At 57.0% G+C, this 18,654-nt stretch carries 18 protein-coding genes; 9 read left to right on the plus strand and 9 right to left on the minus strand.

From position 1 onward, the window contains the following. Positions 1 to 8 precede the first annotated feature (8 nt). On the minus strand, positions 9 to 995 hold the full coding sequence (locus tag SADFL11_RS12475) for a DUF1499 domain-containing protein (RefSeq protein WP_008192226.1): 987 nt from the start codon (positions 993 to 995) through the stop codon (positions 9 to 11). Between the two features lie 377 nt (positions 996 to 1,372). On the opposite strand from SADFL11_RS12475, the gene SADFL11_RS25295 reads away from it, so the two are divergent. Next, positions 1,373 to 1,516, plus strand: coding sequence for a hypothetical protein (locus SADFL11_RS25295; protein ID WP_008193877.1), 144 nt, complete (start codon positions 1,373 to 1,375; stop codon positions 1,514 to 1,516). A 248-nt stretch (positions 1,517 to 1,764) separates the two neighbouring features. Further along, positions 1,765 to 2,739: a CorA family divalent cation transporter gene (locus SADFL11_RS12480; RefSeq protein WP_008191436.1), complete on the plus strand. Its 975-nt coding sequence runs from the start codon at positions 1,765 to 1,767 to the stop codon at positions 2,737 to 2,739. Positions 2,740 to 2,745: 6 nt separating this feature from the next. On the opposite strand, the gene pdxH is transcribed toward SADFL11_RS12480, so the two are convergent. Continuing rightward, the gene (gene pdxH / locus SADFL11_RS12485; protein ID WP_040452960.1) at positions 2,746 to 3,381 is read right to left on the minus strand and encodes a pyridoxamine 5'-phosphate oxidase; all 636 of its coding nucleotides are present in this window, start codon (positions 3,379 to 3,381) and stop codon (positions 2,746 to 2,748) included. 83 nt (positions 3,382 to 3,464) lie between these two features. Between pdxH and SADFL11_RS12490 the strand changes: the two genes are divergently transcribed. Together SADFL11_RS12490 and SADFL11_RS12495 are read left to right on the plus strand one after the other, a co-directional pair. After that, entirely contained in the window at positions 3,465 to 3,947 is a 483-nt protein-coding gene (locus tag SADFL11_RS12490; RefSeq protein WP_209002584.1) for an RT0821/Lpp0805 family surface protein, read from the plus strand. A 185-nt stretch (positions 3,948 to 4,132) separates the two neighbouring features. Next, positions 4,133 to 5,134 carry a DnaJ C-terminal domain-containing protein gene (locus SADFL11_RS12495; RefSeq protein WP_008195399.1) on the plus strand — a complete coding sequence of 334 codons (1,002 nt, stop codon included), beginning with the start codon at positions 4,133 to 4,135 and terminating at the stop codon, positions 5,132 to 5,134. Positions 5,135 to 5,220: 86 nt separating this feature from the next. On the opposite strand, the gene SADFL11_RS12500 is transcribed toward SADFL11_RS12495, so the two are convergent. The 4 genes from SADFL11_RS12500 to SADFL11_RS12515 form a co-directional block, all read right to left on the minus strand. Beyond that, positions 5,221 to 5,721: a ClbS/DfsB family four-helix bundle protein gene (locus SADFL11_RS12500; RefSeq protein WP_008195763.1), complete on the minus strand. Its 501-nt coding sequence runs from the start codon at positions 5,719 to 5,721 to the stop codon at positions 5,221 to 5,223. 68 nt (positions 5,722 to 5,789) lie between these two features. Then, positions 5,790 to 6,446 (minus strand): GNAT family N-acetyltransferase, encoded by a 657-nt coding sequence (locus SADFL11_RS12505; RefSeq protein WP_008189902.1) that lies wholly within the window; start codon positions 6,444 to 6,446, stop codon positions 5,790 to 5,792. Further along, on the minus strand, positions 6,422 to 7,744 hold the full coding sequence (locus SADFL11_RS12510) for an NAD(P)/FAD-dependent oxidoreductase (RefSeq protein WP_008195580.1): 1,323 nt from the start codon (positions 7,742 to 7,744) through the stop codon (positions 6,422 to 6,424). The genes SADFL11_RS12505 and SADFL11_RS12510 overlap by 25 nt, the downstream gene beginning before the upstream one ends. A 1-nt stretch (position 7,745) precedes the next feature. After that, positions 7,746 to 9,071 (minus strand): NAD(P)/FAD-dependent oxidoreductase, encoded by a 1,326-nt coding sequence (locus SADFL11_RS12515; RefSeq protein ID WP_008190752.1) that lies wholly within the window; start codon positions 9,069 to 9,071, stop codon positions 7,746 to 7,748. A gap of 191 nt (positions 9,072 to 9,262) precedes the next feature. Between SADFL11_RS12515 and SADFL11_RS12520 the strand changes: the two genes are divergently transcribed. Together SADFL11_RS12520 and SADFL11_RS12525 are read left to right on the plus strand one after the other, a co-directional pair. Then, a complete protein-coding gene (locus SADFL11_RS12520) occupies positions 9,263 to 9,496 on the plus strand; it encodes a hypothetical protein (protein WP_008196998.1) in 234 nt (77 codons plus the stop codon). 291 nt (positions 9,497 to 9,787) lie between these two features. Further along, positions 9,788 to 11,878 (plus strand): fatty acid cis/trans isomerase, encoded by a 2,091-nt coding sequence (locus SADFL11_RS12525; protein WP_008190451.1) that lies wholly within the window; start codon positions 9,788 to 9,790, stop codon positions 11,876 to 11,878. A gap of 247 nt (positions 11,879 to 12,125) precedes the next feature. Here the strand turns inward: SADFL11_RS12525 and SADFL11_RS12530 are convergent, their stop codons facing one another. After that, positions 12,126 to 13,010 (minus strand): LysR substrate-binding domain-containing protein, encoded by an 885-nt coding sequence (locus SADFL11_RS12530; RefSeq protein ID WP_008196820.1) that lies wholly within the window; start codon positions 13,008 to 13,010, stop codon positions 12,126 to 12,128. Positions 13,011 to 13,159: 149 nt separating this feature from the next. Between SADFL11_RS12530 and SADFL11_RS12535 the strand changes: the two genes are divergently transcribed. The 3 genes from SADFL11_RS12535 to SADFL11_RS12545 are packed head-to-tail and all read left to right on the plus strand — an operon-like array spanning position 13,160 to position 17,504. Further along, on the plus strand, positions 13,160 to 14,797 hold the full coding sequence (locus SADFL11_RS12535) for a GMC family oxidoreductase (protein ID WP_228198197.1): 1,638 nt from the start codon (positions 13,160 to 13,162) through the stop codon (positions 14,795 to 14,797). Then, a complete protein-coding gene (locus SADFL11_RS12540) occupies positions 14,794 to 16,281 on the plus strand; it encodes an aldehyde dehydrogenase family protein (RefSeq protein WP_008195804.1) in 1,488 nt (495 codons plus the stop codon). Before SADFL11_RS12535 ends, SADFL11_RS12540 begins: the two co-directional genes overlap by 4 nt. Positions 16,282 to 16,292: 11 nt before the next feature. Beyond that, on the plus strand, positions 16,293 to 17,504 hold the full coding sequence (locus SADFL11_RS12545) for a mandelate racemase/muconate lactonizing enzyme family protein (RefSeq protein WP_008188585.1): 1,212 nt from the start codon (positions 16,293 to 16,295) through the stop codon (positions 17,502 to 17,504). Between the two features lie 18 nt (positions 17,505 to 17,522). On the opposite strand, the gene SADFL11_RS12550 is transcribed toward SADFL11_RS12545, so the two are convergent. Both SADFL11_RS12550 and SADFL11_RS12555 read right to left on the minus strand, forming a co-directional pair. Further along, positions 17,523 to 17,993 (minus strand): c-type cytochrome, encoded by a 471-nt coding sequence (locus SADFL11_RS12550; protein WP_008191345.1) that lies wholly within the window; start codon positions 17,991 to 17,993, stop codon positions 17,523 to 17,525. 3 nt (positions 17,994 to 17,996) lie between these two features. Continuing rightward, positions 17,997 to 18,653, minus strand: a complete 657-nt coding sequence (locus SADFL11_RS12555; protein ID WP_008195997.1) for a L,D-transpeptidase — start codon at positions 18,651 to 18,653, stop codon at positions 17,997 to 17,999. Between the last annotated feature and the right edge of the window lies 1 nt (position 18,654).

An 18,654-nucleotide genomic window follows, 5' to 3' on the forward strand; every position in this document is an offset into this window, starting at 1 on the left:
GATAGATATCAGCCTTCGAGATCATCCAGCTCGAAGGCATCGGCAGAGAGCCCTTCATCATCCTCAAAGTAGGGTTTGAAACTCGGCAACGGAATTGTTTCCCGATCGCGTTCAAAAACCTCCAGAGGGGCGTCCTCTTGGAGTTCGGACTCTTCAACCGCTAGACGCTCCAGATCGCCGTAGGTCTCAAGAAGAACACGGTCGATTTCGGACATAAGACCTCGGATGACATTCGCGTTGCCTGAAAACTCACGTAAAGGCGACTGGGATCTGGAGCGGACGTCAAGGAGCGCACCGACAGGATCCGGGCGGACCCTCAGCGCAATATCATGCTTAAGGCCCAGCAGTTGGGTGGTTTCCTCGGCCCACAATGCGGTCGGCGCATCCAAGAGATCGGGCGGAAGCTCATCAACTACGCGCCAATTCAGCTCATCAACCGCTTTCTTTGCAGCTGCGTGCAATTCGCCCGGAGTTATCCGGTAGCGCCGTGGAACAATGTCCGGGTAGAGCTCCAGTTGCAACTCGGCAGCTGACCTCTCGGCACGCATAGCCTCCTGGTATTGGATCCAGGCCGTGTTGCGGACATGTGATGCCATCCAGACCAACACAGCCTGATCCGAGTGCGGCAGAGCTTCAACCAGCAGCGGAGGCTCGTCCGGATCAGTGGTCACATCTGTGAGCTCCGGATCTACGATTAGAAGTCCCAATACGGCTGCAGGCGCACACAGCGCGACGGCACCCAACATGACACCAAGTATGGAAGATCCGATACCGCCGCCACCGCGGCTCCAAATTCGGACAAATGCGATCAGTCCACACAGCATGGCCGTTGCAGCCAACACAGCTGCCACAGAGAGGGACAAAACGAATGTATCGGGTGTCAGAAGGTCAAAACGCTGCGTCACCAAGGTGACCAAAGCCAGCGCGAACGCAAGCGCCCCGAGAGTGCGGCTGGCTGGTGCAGCTTTTGATCTGTGAGCCGGGTATTGCTTCATCTGACCTTGCGTTCAGTTTCCAACCGCCTGTTTAGCATTCCTGACCGTGTCGGCATAGCGGGCATGTGCGTGAAGTCCCCGGCAATACATCGGCCTACGGCCTGAATTGCCTTGCAACCAGTGCACTCGCTCGGATCGTTAAGAAAGCCTTACCGCAATTGTTCACGTTTGAACCAAGTTGGTAACAACCTGACATCCTTTTTGAGTAGCCGAACTCGGGACGTCGGGGCATCCTAAGTTTATCCGGGTAAGAAAATGCGAAAAATGGACAAAATGTCATTTAAGCGCCTTATTCCGGCACCACATCACCGGTTGCGGATCGGAACACTCTTATGCCGCATCGATTAGAAACTGAGACAGAAAGACGGAACGGAACAATGTCTGATCAAACTGCCCGCCCTGCACAAACTGCACAGGCTGGAGCAAAACTTGAAAGCCTCTACAAGCCAGTCGGCATTGCAGCCTTGAACGCTGCGGCATTGTGCTTGCGTCCCGTCTCAAAAAAGACCTCCGGAAAATAATCCGGCAGGAGTAATCAGAGGCGATCACTCATCGCCTTCTGGTTTCAAAACAAATGACATACCGTCAATGCTTTTTGCGTGAGCGAATAATGTGCGCGCAAAACGCTAGCGTTTGGATGATCCATCCATAATGCTTGTTGGTTTGGGTATGTTATTGAAATAGCCGCAAAAGTGGTTGCGTGCGCCCAGTTCTTTTGGGCAAGCTCCTGACTGTCGATTGCATTGCAATCTGGGTGGAGCTTGTCTGAATGATCATTGCCTATTGCCCGTCCGTGAATGGCCTGGAACGTATCGAGCTGACTGATGACGCGCCGTTGCCGTCAACGTCTGTATGGATTGACCTGATCAGTCCAACGCAAGAAGAGCGGACCAAAGCAGAGCGGTTGATGGGTGCCGAGATCCCGAACCGGGATGAAATCACCTCGATCGAGACGTCAGAACGCTTCTATTTGGAACCTGGCGCGGTCGTGATGACGGCACAGATGCCTGCTGTGTCCCATACCCTGGATCCTGTCCGGTCTTCCGTGACCTTTGTACTGAACGCAAAACGCCTGGTGACCGTTCGATACGGCGAGCCGAAATCCCTGACGCTTTTGACCCGAAAGGTGCAATCGGATGCGACAATCGCGCATCTTGGACCTGCGATCATGTTCGCGCTGTTGGACATCATCGTCGACCGCTGCGCCGACGAAATGGAAACCGCATCTGCCTGTTATGACGACCTCGCGCTGAAAGTGTTCGGAGACGGCCTCAACACACGGAAAACCGCCAGCTACAAGGACGCTATCAGGAAACTGGGACGGATTGGCTTGAGAGTTGCCAAGATGCACGATGTGTGCGCCGGTCTGGCAAGGATGGTGCTTTACATCTCCACGCATGCAAAGCGCTTCAATCTCAGCGACGACCAAGTGACCGATTGCAAGATGTATGGGCGGGACATCCATTCCATCAAGGAATACGGGGATGCGCTCGACAACAAACTCACGTTTCTTTTGGATGCAACCGTTGGCTTGGTCTCTATGGAGCAAAACCAGATCGCAAAAATCTTTACCGTTCTGGGACTGATTTTCTTGCCACCGACGCTGATTGCGTCGATCTACGGTATGAACTTCGTCAACATGCCGGAGCTCCAATGGCAAATGGGGTTCATATTCGCCATTGGTCTTATGGTCATCTCCGTCGGCGTAACCTTTTTCCTTTTCCGCTGGCTCCGGCTGCTTTGAGCCGGCTTACGGATAAAGGCGCTCTTTGCTCCACGGTTCAGACGACGCAGACCGGGTGAACTTTACACGGTCATGAAGCCTGAAGGGCCGGTCCGCCCAAAACTCAATCTCACTGGGGATCAACCGCAGTCCTGACCAATGCTCGGGGCGCGGAATATCGCCAATACCGAACTTCGCCGTGTACTTGGCAACTTCCTTTTCCAGCGCAAAACGGCTTTCCACGGGGCGGGACTGGCGAGAAGCCCAGGCACCAATCCGGCTGCCGCGCGGACGGGATTGATAATACTCATCTGCCTCTTCTGCCGAGACCTGGACGATCTCGCCGCGGATCCGGATTTGCCGCCGCAAAGACTTCCAATGGAAGCACATAGCCGCCCTCCCAGCTGACAACAATTCGCGGCCCTTGGCGCTTTCAAGGTTTGTGTAGAAAACAAACCCGGTTTCATCAAAACCCTTCAGGAGAACCATGCGTACATTTGGCAATCCGTCCGGATCAACCGTCGACAGCGCCAAGGCATTCGGATCATTGGGTTCGGTCGTTTTGGCTTCCTCAAGCCATTCATCAAACAGCTCAAATGGTTTCTCTGCCTCAACAAAGTCACCTTTTGTTAACTCTTCATGGGGATTCTTGTGGTTTGTCATTGGTACCCTGTCGAAGGATTCGATGGCCGGAGGAACGGCAAGAAGATGCCGCCCTTGAGAAAGGCTATCAATTGATGCGCCGTATGCGTTCATATACTGCCAGACCCAGCAAGATCCACCCCTTGAAAAACCAATCCGCGGTGGTGTGCGCACTTGTCATGGGATTGACCGCGTCGGGGTGCAGCCAGGTCGGCATGCAAGTCGGCACCGATGATCTGAAAACACCGACCATTCTGACCGGATCCATTCCCTCTGCGGCAGATGAAGCCTACACAGATCTCAGCGTTGAAGACCGGCAGTCGATTGCGAAGAACTTTGACACCCTGGACCAGGATCTGGCGAGCGGGGCGGGCCTGGAAGACTTGAAACTGCCTTGGCTGAACGGCATCAGCGGGAATTCCGGAACGATTTCCGAAATCAATTCGACTGCTTTTGCGCAAACCGGGTGCCTTGGTTTCAAAACCACCGCCAACACCATCAGCGGCATCAAACTCTATTCCGGTACAGCCTGCCGGGATATTACGCAGAAGTTTGCCGTAACAGCGCTCACGGTCGCTGACGCTTGAACAACAGAAAATTCACTATAAAAGAACCGAGAGTCTACCGTCGGCGCTCTGGAATTTTTTCCTATCCGTTACGATATCTAAGGTAACGATGGTCGGACAACGATATGCGGGCTGTGCCTTATGACAGGCATCAAGACCGCCACGAGCGGTCCAGACCGGCAATCTTGTGAACACTGGTGAGACGAATGCGGGATCCCTACAGCGTTCTCGGGGTGGCGAAATCCGCCAACGAGGGCGACATCAAAAAGGCCTTTCGGCAATTGGCCAAAAAATACCATCCGGATCAGAACAAAGACGATCCGGGGGCGCAGCAGCGTTTTGCCGAAGTGAACCAGGCCTACGAAATTGTCGGCGACAAGGACAAGCGGGCCCAGTTCGATCGCGGCGAGATCGATGCCGAGGGCAAGCAGAAGTTCCAATCCCGCGGTTTTGATGGCTTTTCTGGCTTTGAAGATTTTGGCGCTACTGGCGGGACCCGGGGTTTCAGATCATCGGGGAGCACCAGCGGCGGCGCTGCTGGTGGGTTCGATGACATCCTGAATGACATTCTGGGTGGTTTCGGTGGCCGTGGAGGTGCGCGAGGCGGCGCAGGTCAAGGTGCCGGCGGGTCTGCTGGCGCGAGCGGAGCCCGTGCGCGCCGGGCCTCCCCTTCCAAAGGTGCAAATGCCGATCTGATGGCGGCCGTTTCACTGGAAGATATTCTGAACTCCGGCAAGGCTCAGGTCACGCTCCCAAGCGGAAAGACCGTCAACGTCACCCTCCCCAAAGGCGTCGTTGAAGGTGAAAAAATCCGATTGAAAGGTCAAGGTCATCCGGGCGATCAGGGTGGTCCTGCGGGTGATGCTCTGATTGAAGTTCGCTTCAAGACGCACAAGCTGTTTGACGTCAAAGGGTACGACCTTCATCTGGATCTGCCGATCACGCTTTATGAAGCGATCCTCGGCGCGAAGATCCGGACACCTACCTTGACCGGCGCTGTCAATCTGACCATTCCGGAAAACACCTCCAGCGGCAAGACAATGCGGCTGAAAGGCAAGGGCTTGCCGACCAAGAACGGCGGTCACGGGGACCTTTTGGTCAAGATCCAGATCATGCTGCCGCCGCACGGCGATGATGAGCTGGATACCTTGATGAAGGCATGGCGGGAAATCACACCGTACCGGGTTCGCGGTCACGAATTCGACTAGGACGTCAACTCAGCACTATGATGACGGTGCCTGTCACCGCCATCATAGTGAAGTGACTGATAGGTCTCAGAGGGCCAGACCAGCACTCATCCGGCTTTGGCTGCGCGCATCCGTTTCCGCAGGTATTTGACAGCCGACCGGTAGTGGCTTGCACCGGCAGCCTCTGCAAAACGGCCAGCGGGCCATTTGCTATGGCTTCCCTTCATCGGCGCGCCATAGAGCTCTTTTTCAGTCAGATTTTCGACAAGGGCCAACAATTCAAAATGGTTGGCCTCAAGCAGTGTGCGGACGGATGCCCACGAAAAGCTGGCCTGACGCGCTCTCAAATCGGCATTGTAGCGTGGCGTTTCCGACCATTTGTAGCCTTCAGCGGGGATATGGACCGGTACGCCTGATTGACCATCCCGGTACCATTTCAAGAACAACTCGATCCAGTGCGCACGGTGGCCCACGATGTCCTTGGGGCTGATGCCGTCTTCATCCTTTTCCAGGCGCTGCATTGCCGGAAGGGCATCAAGCACATCCTTGAGTTTGCTCCATTCCTTTTCGGTGATCTCAAGAAGCTCTGATTTAGACCCTGCCGCCATCTATGCCTCCCGGTTTGAATACCGCACAGTTGCGAATTCAAGGCACCTATTTCTTTATTGAACAAAACTCACGACACCCCAACCTGCAAGCCACACCATATGGTCCCTACGGAGCCCATGGATTTTTGGGTTAGGAGCGTTTGAAATCCGCGCGATTTCCAAAAGGCAAATCCCGACGTGTTCTTTGCGTTCACACGGACATGGACACCGGAGACAGACGCGTTTTGGGCAGCGTCCAGCCATACATTCAACAACGCTGTGCCTACACCCTTGCCCTGAACCTCCGGCAAGAGATTCATATGCAAGTGTGCGGGAAATGTCTGGACGACCCGCTCAGGAACAACATCAGGGCGATGAATCATGTGGATTCGTTTTTGATCGGCCGTGAGTTCTCCCTGCACCTGTCCGGGCCAAGGATAATCGCGCCTAAGCTCTGGCCACCAACGATCTTCGAGTTGTGCTTCAAAGTCTCGTGTATTTGTGGCGCCAAGCACAAATCCAAGAACTTGTTTTTGGTTCTCGACGACATACCCGATCGTACCGTCTAAAATCAGGTACGGAGCTGCGTAGATGTGCCCCATCAAATTCGGATCTACGTAAAGGCTCGTCGCATCTCGTCCGGCATTGCCGGTAAGAAGGCTTATGTCATAGACAGCATCGAGATCCGATCGGATCGCCGGGCGAAACTCCAGATCATCGTCTAGCGGTCCTGATATCCGTACCACCAGTAGGCCCCCTGCAGATAGAGCTTGCGCAACGAAGGCAGCGGGAAACGTTTGAATGGCTGCTGCAAGGCGGCCGGCAGATCTTCAGGGCGCACGGTGCCCAATATCAGACCGGCGGCTTTTTCTCCGGACAAGGACGCCATGGCAATTCCGCTTCCATGCCAGCCCATTGCAGCATAAACGCCGTCCATTCCGGGGATTTCACCAACAAACGGGGTCAGGTTGCGGGACAGGCATACGCGGCCGTACCACTGATATTCGCTCTCAACGTTCTCCCAAGCGGGAAACATTGACTCAAAATCCTGCCTTGCGCGCTTGTGCATGGCTTTGAGGGACGGTTCGGTCTCGAATATTCCGCCGCGTGTTCCAAACAGGAACCTGCGGTCGGGCATCAGCCTGAAGTAATGCAGCAAAATACGGGAGTCTGACGCCATCGTCTCCGACGTCCAGCCTTGAGCGGACAACTCATCCTCAGACATCTGGCGCGTAACATGGATGGACGACATGACCGGGAGCGTTCGGCCGTGCATCCATTTCGGAACGGTTTCCTTTGCATAACCGTTGCCAGCAAGCACGACGCCTTTTGCGCGCACGAAGCCATGTTCGGTATCAAGCCGCCACCGGTCCCCGTCGCGGCTCATACCATTCACCGGGGACTTGCCGTAGATCCGCCCCCCCTTCCTGCGTACTTGATCGGCAAGGCCATAGAGATAGGCCATCGGATTGAGCGCAAAACCGTACGGGATGTGAAGACCGCCGTGAAAGCCGGGACCGCCGTAACCTTCTTCGTCCAGCGCTGCTTTGTCCAGCACCTGGGACTTGATCCCGAAATTCTCCTTCAGGTAGGCCGCTTCAGCCCTCAAACCGTCAAGGTCTTTTGGCCGGTGCGCCAGTGTGATTTCGCCTTTGGAATGGCAGTCGGCATCAATCCCCCAAGTCTCCAGCCGCTGAGCGACCTGGTTGATGCCGGCGACTTGATATGCAAGGAACTTGCGCGCCTCTTCCAAACCGAAACGCCGGACAAGCTGGTGCACACTCAGTTTTGTCCCGCCCAAACAGCAAAACCCGCCGTTCCGGCCTGAGGCTCCGTAGCCGACATGCTCTGCTTCCAGGACGCAGACTGAAACACCAGCCGCTGCCAGCTTCATCGCAGCGCTCAATCCGGCAAAACCGGCACCGATCACTGCAACATCAAACAACGCATTGCCCATCAGCTGACGGTCCGTGCGCAGTGCGGGTCTGCTCGCCTCCCAATAGCTTCCCGCCAATTGCCGCTGATCTTGTGTCTTCTGGAGCATTTTAGATGCCGAGCCGATCCCTCAGTGAGAACCATGTCATAGCTAGGACGAGCAGCGGAAAACGCAACTTGTCGCCCCCCGGGAATGCCGGAATGTTAAGCCGTTCAAAGCCATCGAACCGGCCCGCGGTTCCAGCGATGGCTTCAGCCAGAAGCTGCCCTCCAAGCGTTGCCATGGCGACGCCGTGTCCGGAGTAGCCTGTCGCTGTCAGGATGTTGGGTTTGACGCGTGCGAAATAGGGCATCCGCTTTGGGGTGATGGCGAGAGTTCCGCCCCAGCCATAGTCGATTTCGACGTCCGCCAGCTGCGGATAAATCTCTGTCATGGGCCGGCGGACGAACGACTTGATATCCTCCGGGAAGCGGTAGCCGTAGTTTTCACCGCCGCCGAACAACAAACGCCGGTCCGCAGACAGACGGAAGTAGTTGATGACAAACTTGCTGTCGGCAACCGCGACATTGTCGCGGATCAGGGCCCGCGCTTCGTCCTCGGAAAACGGCTTTGTCGCAACGATGAAGTTGTTGATCGGCATGACATGAGCAGCCGTTTCCCGGTTGAGTTTGCCGAGATAGCCATTGCAGGCAAGGATCAGATGGCGGGCTTTCACTGTGCCGGTGTCAGTTGTGACCTGCACACCGCCGGAAGCTTGCTCTTCAATCCCGGTCACCTTGGTTTCTTCAAAGATTTTTGCGCCCGCCTTATCTGCAGCACGTGCCAGGCCCAGCGCGTAGTTCAGCGGGTGGAGGTGTCCGGCGCCCATATCCAGCGATCCGCCGAAATACTTCGGACTGCCGACCATGTCGCCGATCTCATCGCCATCGACAAACCTGATCTGGTCGTAGCCATAGGTCAGCCGGAGATGCTCGACATGGTCGCGGCTTTCTTCCACGTAGGACTTGCGATGGTCGGCGTGCAGAATTCCCGGGGTGTAATCGCAGGCAATCTCGTGTCTCGCGATCAGGTCTTTTACAAGCGCCTTGGAGTCCTCCGCCAAATCCCAAAGAAGTTTTGCATGCGACTTGCCGTGGCGGTTTTCCAGCACGTCCTGCTCAACACGTTGACCGGATCCGACTTGCCCACCGTTACGCCCGGACGCGCCCCAACCGACCCGGTTGGCTTCAAGAAGAACGACGTCCAAGCCGCGCTCGGCCAGATGAAGTGCCGCGGAAAGCCCGGTGTAACCAGCACCGACAATCACCACATCGGCAGCCCGCGGCCCGTCCAACGGCGCATAGGTCGTCTGCCACCGTGCTGTTGCAGCATAGTAGGAGGGCGGGTGTTGACCCGGTGTGTCATTGGCGGTCAGAAGGTCAAGCGAATTCAACATGTCGCGGTGCCGGTATACATGAATGGTGTCATGATGCAGATGGCCTTTTCAGCATCGGCCAGCTTGATTACCCTGTTCTCTTGTGACCAATGTTGCAAGGCAAAAAGACGAAGGCTGTTGGAATTTCACTTTGTTGCGCAACATCTTGACACCTTACCCTAAGGAAGTCCCGAGGCCAGTCATCGCCACTGATGGCGAAGAAGAAAGGCAAATTTGTGTTTGGTGGATTTGAACATCCCTGGCTGGATCCTCTCTGGAGGCGCATCCTGATCGTCGGCTTTTGTGCAGTCTGGACAGGCGTGGAATATTATAATGACAACCAGACCTGGGCGATCATCGTAGGGGCGATCACGGCTTATGCGTTTTATGGGTATCTCATTGCCTACAAGGGCGCGACACCCAAACCGCCTGAAGATCGGGGATGACAGGAGATGCCGCACATGTTGAGCCCTTGTTTGGCACTCCTTAGGAGCACAATCTTCGGCAGGGCCAAATACACCCTTTCGTCGCTGGGACTTGTCCTCCTGATTGTCAGTCCTGCGCAGGCGCAACAATCACCGCATACGCAGGTGCAGGATGTTTTGAACAACCGCTGCGTGGTGTGTCACGGCTGCTATGATGCCCCCTGCCAATTGAAATTCTCCTCCCCCGATGGATGGGCCAGAGGAGCGAGTAAACAAAAGGTCTACGAATCTTCCCGCCTGGACGATGCGCCAATGACCCGGTTGAGGGTCGATGCGAAGACTGTCCCGGAATGGCGCCAGAAAGGCTTCTTTCCAGTCACAGGAACATCAGACCAACCTTCGACGCTGGTGCAATTGCTGCAGGCCGGGCGTGACAATCCGTTGAAACTGGGCGCGGCATTGCCGGACGAAGTTGAGCTCGGACTGAACCGGAACATGTCCTGCCCTGCGCCCAATGAAACGGCAGACTATCTGAATGATCACCAGTTTGGCGGCATGCCTTACGGCATGGCCGCGCTTCCTGAAAGCGACTACCGGATTTTGTTGGCCTGGGCCAAAGCCGGGGCGCCTGGTGCTGTCGAGCCCGTTGTTCTCCCGCCAGATGTCTCGGCCAAGGTGACTGAAATCGAAGCGTTCTTCAATCAACCGGCGCTGAAATCGAAACTCGTTGCCCGCTACATCTACGAACATCTGTTTCTGGCGCATCTGCACCTTGAAGGCGGTCAGCCGGACCGCTTTTTCCGTTTGATCCGGTCCAGAACAGCACCGGGTGAACCGGCCGATGAAATTGCGTCGCGCCGCCCCTTCGATGATCCCGGCGGCCGCTTCTTCTACCGTCTGATCCCGTTGAACGAGACGATCCTGCACAAGCAGCATATCGTCTATGAAATCGGACCGGAGCGGATTAACCGTTACAACGAATTGTTCCTGAAAACAGACTGGTCGTTAGAAGCGCTGCCAGCCTACTCCACGACTGCCGGCGGCAATCCGCTATCCACCTTCGCAGCAATCCCAGCCCGCAGCCGGTATAAATTCCTGCTCGACAACGCGCTTTATTTTGTCCGCTCGTTCATTCGCGGACCGGTGTGTTATGGTCAGGTCGCAGTGAATGTTATTGAAGACCGCTTCTGGGTGTCTTTCCTCGATCCAGATGCCGATCTTTCGGTCACCGATCCAGATTATCTGCCACAGGCAACGCCCATTCTGGAACTGCCGGTCGCCGTCTCGGACAGCTCAATTTCAGGCCGAATGCGGAATTTTCTGACACTTGGTCCCATCAAGTATCAGGAGTTTCGGCAGGCCCGCTACAGGCATGCCGCCCGCACAACCGGCGGTCTGGATTATCAGGACATCTGGGACGGGGATGGCAGTAACCATGATGCAAGGCTGACCGTTTACCGGAACTACTCGTCCGCGTCTGTGGTCCGGGGGTTTGCGGGGTCCATACCTGAAACAGCCTGGGTGATCGATTTTCCTCTGTTTGAACGGATCTACTACAATCTTGTCGCCGGATTCGACGTCTTCGGAAATGTCGAACACCAACTGACGACCCGTCTTTACATGGACAGTCTGCGCCGGGAAGGCGAACGCCTGTTCCTGTCTTTTCTGCCGCCGAAAAGCAGGAACCCGCTCCACAGCTCCTGGTACCAGGGCACCCTCGTTTCCTTGGTCGACCGATGGAAAGAAGCACCTCTCGATACCGAGACACCAACCGGCATACCTTTTCAGACCCAAACACCAAAGGCCGAGTTTCTGAACGGGCTCCTTCAGATTGAGCCGGGCCTCTGGCCGAAAGCCGACCCAATCAACCGCTGCACCGGGGACACGTGTGCCTCGCCAGAGACACCGGCCGGGCAGCTGCGCACGCTGACGGTGAAACCCGCGCCCTTTGCCAAGTTTATGCCCGATATTGCCGTGCTTGTTGTTGAGCGCTCGGAGAATGACGAGATCTACACGCTGGTACACGACATGGCACACAGCAACGTTGCTTTCGTGTTCAACGAGGATCTGCGCCGCAAGCCTGAAGAGGACGCGATGACGATTGTTCCGGGCCAGTTCAGCAGCTACCCGAACTTTATCTTCCAAGTGAAAGAGGCTGCACTGCCCGAGTTTGTCGAGTCATTGAGCGCGGTTCGCAGTCAGACTGATTTTCAGGGAGTGGTGGAAACCTTTGGCATTCGCCGGACACATGAAGAGTTCTGGATGGTTTTTGATCAGGTTCAGGCTGCCTTGGACGCACAAGATGCTGTTGAAGCCGGTCTTCTAGATCTCAATCGCTATACCGACCCGAAAGTGACAGATCCGATCGAGCGGCTGTTCGGTTTCACCTTCAATTTTGACTAGAGCCCCGGGCGATAAGTTGGAAGCGTTTGATGGCGTTGGCCAGGCGCGTCGCGCGGGTCGGCCTGGTTGGCCGGGCAAGCGGTGCAACATAGCCGATGGGCCGCAGAACGCCACCCGGAGGGCCAAACTCATTTGTCCGCTGACTGTGTTGGTTCGCTCTTATGGTGGAGGACACCATTGCGAGCAACCCGCCTCGTCAGCAGACAAATAAGAAAGGTCAAACGTGTCTAACTTACCGCCCGGGGCTCTAAGCCCGCATTTCCCGGATAAGCCAGTCGCAAAAGGCCTGAGCCTCCGGGCTCAGCGCTTGGCGCGGTCCGGACGTCACCAGATAGTAGCTGTGCCGGCTGGTGATGACCTTATCCGTTGAGCGGATCAATCGTCCACTTTCCAGATAAGGATTGGCGAGCGTTTCCAAAACGAGCGCATGACCATGACCAAGGGCCGCCAGCTCGAGAGCAGACAGAGTTTGGTCCACCTGCAGCCCCGACCGCCCCGGAACTGCATGGCCGTAAAGACGGAAAAAGCTCTCCCACGTATCCAGAACCCCCATGATGTCGAGCCGGACAGCCTGACTAAGCTGTCCCACGTCGCTCTTCGTGCTGTCCAGGGCAAGATCTGGATGGCAAACGGCGATCACCGGGTCGTTGACCAGGAACTCGACAGCCCCGTCGCTCCAGGTTCCATCGCCAAACCGCACATCGATCTCAAAAAGATCCGGATTGAGGGTCTCAGCCCAGGCGGCGGAGATCATTTGCACATCAATACCAGGGTTCTCCGCCTGAAAAGCCGCAAGCCGGGGGATCATCCACAGATGCCCGAAGCTGGACAGGCAGCGGAACCGGACCGGCTTGCTTTCCCGCCCTCCAAATACCGAGACTGTTGCAATCGACAGGTCGGAAAACGCCTTTTCCACCGACGGCAGGTAGGTCTGCCCGAGCCGGGTTAGTTTCAATTCCCTGTGCAGGCGATCAAACAGGGGATAGCCGAGCTGCTGTTCCAACTGACGCACCTGGTAGCTGACGGCGGCAGGCGTAATTAGGAGCTCTTCCGCGGCACGCGTGAAGTTTCCAAGCCGGGCCGCTGCTTCGAACGCTCTCAACCACGGCAAGGGCGGAAGGTTATAGGCCATCCAAGTTTCTCAACCGCTGGATCGTGTTAAGGATTGCTCCATTTCTCATTGTGCGCCCGTTGCCTTCTTCAAATTTTTTCAATGTTACACCAAATGATTTTTCGCTTCAGGCTTTTTGCAAACTCATCGACAGTTACCGGAACGATCGATTGACCGGAGCAGACCCGACTTTGCAAACTGCCGATTACATCATTGTGGGCGCCGGTTCGGCGGGCTGCATTCTGGCCGAACGTTTGAGTGCGGATCCAGGCACCACGGTGCTGCTTTTGGAAGCGGGAGGGGCCGACGATTCACCGTGGGTTTCGTTGCCACTTGGCTACGGCAAACTCTACGCCGATCCAAAACGCACCTGGCAATTCACGACCGAAGCTGACAGCGGACTGAATGGCCGGTCGCTTTATTGGCCACGCGGCAAAATGCTCGGCGGCTCCGGGTCTATCAATGCGATGGTGTATTGCCGAGGCTTGCCGCAAGACTACGACGACTGGGAAAGCTCAGGCGCAAAAGGTTGGTCTTGGACCGCGGTGCGCGAAGCCTTCGAGCGTCTTGAAACAAAGACCGGTGCGGACGGGATAAAGAGGGGCAACGGCCCGATCAACGTTCAGGATATTTCCCGCGAGATACACACGCTGAACCGTCATTTCTTTGCCGCGATCACGGAAACCGGCCTGCCTTTGTCGGAAGATTTCAACGGTGATCAGCCCGAAGGGGCCGGGATCTACCACATAAACACAAAAGCCGGACTTCGGTGTTCTTCGTCACGCGCCTTCTTGCACCCCGCCCTCAAACGCCCAAATCTGACTGTTCGCACGGCCGCGCAGGCAAAGCGCATCCTCTTTGAGGAGCAGCGCGCAACCGGCGTTCAGTTGCTATCCGGCGAAGTCTTGACCGCCGGCCGGGAAGTTATCTTATCCGCTGGTGCGATTGCCTCGCCGCAACTGCTTCAGCTATCTGGTGTTGGACCGGGTCAGCTCCTGCAATCGCTTGGCCTTCCGATCGTCCAAGCCAACGATCATGTGGGCGGAAACCTGCAGGATCACCTGGCGGCCAATTACACGTTTCAGGCCCATGAACCGACGCTGAATGCGGTTCTGCGCCCACTGATCGGGCAAATGCGCGCGGCGTTCCAATATGCCCTCTCGCGCAAAGGCCCCTTGGCCCTGTCGGTCAACCAGTGCGGCGGTTTCTTGCGCTCGCGCAAGGAGCTCACCCAGCCTGATCAGCAGATCTATTTCAATCCGATCAGCTATCAGATGAAATCCTCCGGCGGGTCCTCCCGCTTTACCCTTGACCCCTTCAACGGCTTTATCATTTGCGCCCAGCCGGCGCGGCCGACCAGCCGGGGCCGGATCGATATCAAGAGCGCAGACAGTTCTGTCGCGCCATCCATTCAGCCGAACTCCCTGTCGACGGACGAAGATAGGAATACGGTTATCTCCGGCGGCCGGCTTTGTCAGAAAATCATGGCGAGCAAGGCCTTGCAGGCTATTGTCGCCCGGCCAACCGGACCGGACCTGCTGAAACTGGACGATCAAGGGCTTCTGGACGACTTCCGCTCCCGGGCCGGGACCGTCTATCATCCTGTATCCACCTGCCGGATGGGGGCCAATCAGGAAACATCTGTTGTCGACAGCCACTTGAGAGTTCACGGCATTGACCGCCTCCGTGTGGTAGATGCTTCTGCGTTCCCGAACATCACCTCCGGCAACACCAACGCCCCCACCATGATGCTTGCCCTCAAGGGCGCTGACATAATTCTGGAAGATCACAAAAGAGCCTCCGCATGACCGTTCAAGACCTTGCCGCCAACTACCTTTCCACCGGACGCATTGATGGCCTGCCAGATGGCCATTTCATCGGCGGGCGGTTCACGTCCGCCTCCGATCGGAAGATGGAAAGCTTCGATCCGGCCCGTGCCGAGGCCTTTGCCGAGTTCTCGCTCGGCACTGAAGCCGATATGGACACCGCAATTGAGGCGGCCGAAAAAGCCGCCAAAGACTGGGCACGAGCGCTCCCGTCCGAGCGCTGCCGGATCCTCAACAATGTCGCCCGTGTCTTCCACGAAAACGCAGACCGCCTCGCGGTCCTGGAAGTCCTCGACAGCGGCAAAACGCTGGCTGAGGCCCAAGGCGATGTTCAAAGTTCTGCGCGGCTCTTTGAGTATTATGCAGGCGCTGCCGACAAACTGGACGGCCGGTCGGTGAACCTTGGCCCGGACTTGACGGCCTTTACGGTTCGCGAGCCGGTGGGTGTCACCGGACATATCATTCCGTGGAATTATCCGACGTCCACATTTGCGCGTGGCGTCGCCCCTGCCCTTGCCGCAGGCTGTTCTGTTGTTGCCAAGCCTGCAGAGACGACACCATTCACCGCACTTGTGATGGCCGAGCTCCTGAGCGAAGCCGGTGTGCCGGACGGGCTTGTCAATGTTGTGACCGGCCTGGGCAGTGATGTTGGCGCCAAACTCGCCCGTGATCCCCGGATCAAGCAGCTGACCTTCACCGGCTCCGTCACCACCGGCGTCAACGTCGCCCAAACGGCAGCCCCGAACGTCACCCGGCTTACGCTGGAACTTGGCGGCAAGTCACCGCTGGTGGCCTTTGAAGATGCAGATCCCGAAAAGGTCGCAGATGGCGCCTATTGGGCGATCTTCTCCAATTCCGGCCAAATCTGTTCCGCGGGTTCCCGGCTCATCCTGCACAAATCCTTGCGTGATGAAGTCCTCGCCATCCTGACGGAGCGGGCAAGCAACCTGAAAGTTGGTCATGGCCTGAAGAACCCGGATATGGGGGCGATCAACTCTGATCTGCACCTTGGCCGGATCAAGGCGCATGTCGATGCCGCCAAGGCGCGCGGCGCCAACATCCTGACCGGCGGCGATGTGACCACCGATCCGGACACCGGCAAGGGCTGGTTCTTCCAGCCGACCATCATCGCAGATCTGAGGGCGAACGATCCGGCCGTTCAGGACGAAATCTTCGGGCCTGTCCTGTCAGTGCAGAATTTCGAGACAGAAGACGAAGCCGTCGAGCTGGCGAACGGAACGGAGTTCGGCCTGATGGCAAGTGTCTACACACGCGACACCGGACGCGCGATGCGGGTTGCCCATGCACTCGACAGCGGCCAGGTTTCGGTCAACGATTATTGGGCCGGCGGGCTGGAACTGCCCTTTGGCGGCAATAAAAAATCCGGCTATGGCCGCGAAAAGGGCTGGGAAGGCCTTGATGCCTACACCAAGGTCAAAGCCATCACTATCAGCAACGCCAGCTAAAGCGGTTCGACATGAGACTTAGCGATATCGAGACCTTCGTCGTTGGCAATCCCCCACCGCGCCACGGTGGGCGGTACTTCATCTTCGTCAAGCTGGTGACTGCCTGCGGCATCACCGGCTATGGCGAGATCTACAATGCCACTTTCGGGCCCGACTTGGTGGCAAAGATGGCTGAGGATGTGTTTGCGCGCCAGTTTGCCGGAGAAGACCCGCACCATATCGAGAAGCTGTGGCACAAGACCTACGGCGCCGGGTATACCCAGCGTCCGGATGTAACGGTCATGGGTGTGCTGTCGGGTCTGGAAATGGCCTGCTGGGACATCATCGGCAAGGCGGCAGGCAAACCCGCCTATGAGCTGCTCGGCGGCAAGGTGCACGAGCGGCTGCGTTCTTACACCTATCTTTATCCAACCGATGGAGATGTTTATCCGGATCCGGATAAACCCAATGTCTACAACGATGCGGATATGGCCGCTGAGGCAGCTGCAAAGGCCGTAGACCAAGGCTTTACAGCCGTAAAATTTGATCCAGCTGGCGCTTACACCATCTATGACGGCCACCAGCCGAGCCTGGAGGATCTGGAGCGCTCCGAGGCGTTCTGCAAACAGATCCGCGCGGCGGTCGGCACAAAAGCCGATCTTCTGTTCGGCACCCATGGCCAGTTTACTGTCTCCGGCGCCAAGCGCCTCGCCCGGCGGCTTGAAGCGTACGATCCGCTCTGGTTTGAAGAGCCGATCCCGCCCGAAAAGCCAGAGGATATGGCAGAGGTCGCGCGGTACACATCAATCCCGGTGGCGACCGGCGAACGGCTTTGCACCAAATACGAGTTCTCAAGAGTTCTTGAGACGGGAGCCGCCAGCATCCTGCAGATGAACCTTGGACGGGTCGGCGGGCTTCTGGAGGCCAAGAAGATCGCGGCGATGGCGGAATGCCATTCGGCGCAAATCGCCCCGCATCTTTATTGCGGGCCTTTGGTGGCGCTCGCCAATATCCAGCTTGCTACCTGCAGCCCGAACTTTCTGGTTCTGGAATCAATCCGTACCTTTGACGGATTCTTCGCAGAACTTCTGACAACACCAATCCGGTGGGAGAACGGCTACATCATCCCGTCACAGGAACCGGGCCTTGGGCATGACCTCAACGAAGACGTTGCCCGCGCAAATCCTTACACCGGCAGTGACCTTCATCTGGGTTTTCAGGAAACACCAGCACTGCCGCTTTAGGAAGTGCCATCAGGCCTGTCAGTTTGTGGCTGCGTCAAGCGCATCGTGCCTGGCCCGGACATCTTCGGGCCAGCTTGCCTTGATGAAGGATAGCACAGCGATGATCTCATCGTCCGTTAGGACGCCCTCATAGGCGGGCATGGCTGACTGGTAGTTTTCAAGGTTTGCGGCCTCAGCGACGCCGTACTTGGTCATGTCGAACAACAGCTGCGAAGAATGGTGCCAAGTGTGACCAGAGACATCATGTGGCGGCGCCGGCATCAGCCCATCCGCCTTTGGCGTTTGCCAATCCGCTTCCCCTTCCAGATTTGCCCCGTGACAGGCCACGCAGGTCTCATCGTAGATAGCCTTCCCGCGCGCAACCGCGTCAGCATCTTCGGGCTGAAGCAAACCGGTGTTTTCATTGCGTGGGAACACATACAACGCGGCGGCGCCGAGGCCCACAATCAGGGCCCCGGCAATCGCCAGATATTGTAACGGCTTCCCCACGGCCTAGATCACGACGATCTGGGACCCCACCGGCACGCGGCCATAAAGGTCGATGATGTCCTGGTTCATCACACGGACACAGCCGCTGGAAACAGCAGAACCAATCGTCCAGTATTCAGCTGTGCCGTGAATCCGGTAGAGGGTGTCGACATTGCCCTGATAGATATAGAGCGCGCGGGCGCCGAGCGGGTTTTCTAAACCCGGATCCATGCCGCCGTTCTTCCAGCTCCACTGCTCAAGCTCCGGCTCGCGCTGGATCATTTCCTCCGGCGGGACCCATCTTGGCCATGGCGCTTTTCGGGCAATTCGGGCGCGGCCCGACCATTCGAATCCGGCTCGGCCAAGACCAACACCGTAGCGCATGGCCATGCCGTTTTCCTGGACCAGATAGAGATAATAGTTGGAGGTATCGACGATCAGCGTGCCGACACGCTCGGGCGTGTTATACCGCACTTGCTTGCGGTAATAACGCTCCGGAACCTTGTTCAGATTGATCGCCGGGATCGGAAACCGTTCTTCCGGCATCGCCCGGTACATGGATAGATACGGTGAGACCGGCGGCGCAGCCGGCTGTGTCGTCGTCGACACGCAGCCGGAAACGGCGAGCCCGGTCAGGCTCGCCGAACCGGCAAGAAATGATCTTCTTGTCAGCAAAGACACG

It is taken from the genome of Roseibium alexandrii DFL-11, from assembly GCF_000158095.2.
Taxonomy (GTDB): domain Bacteria; phylum Pseudomonadota; class Alphaproteobacteria; order Rhizobiales; family Stappiaceae; genus Roseibium; species Roseibium alexandrii.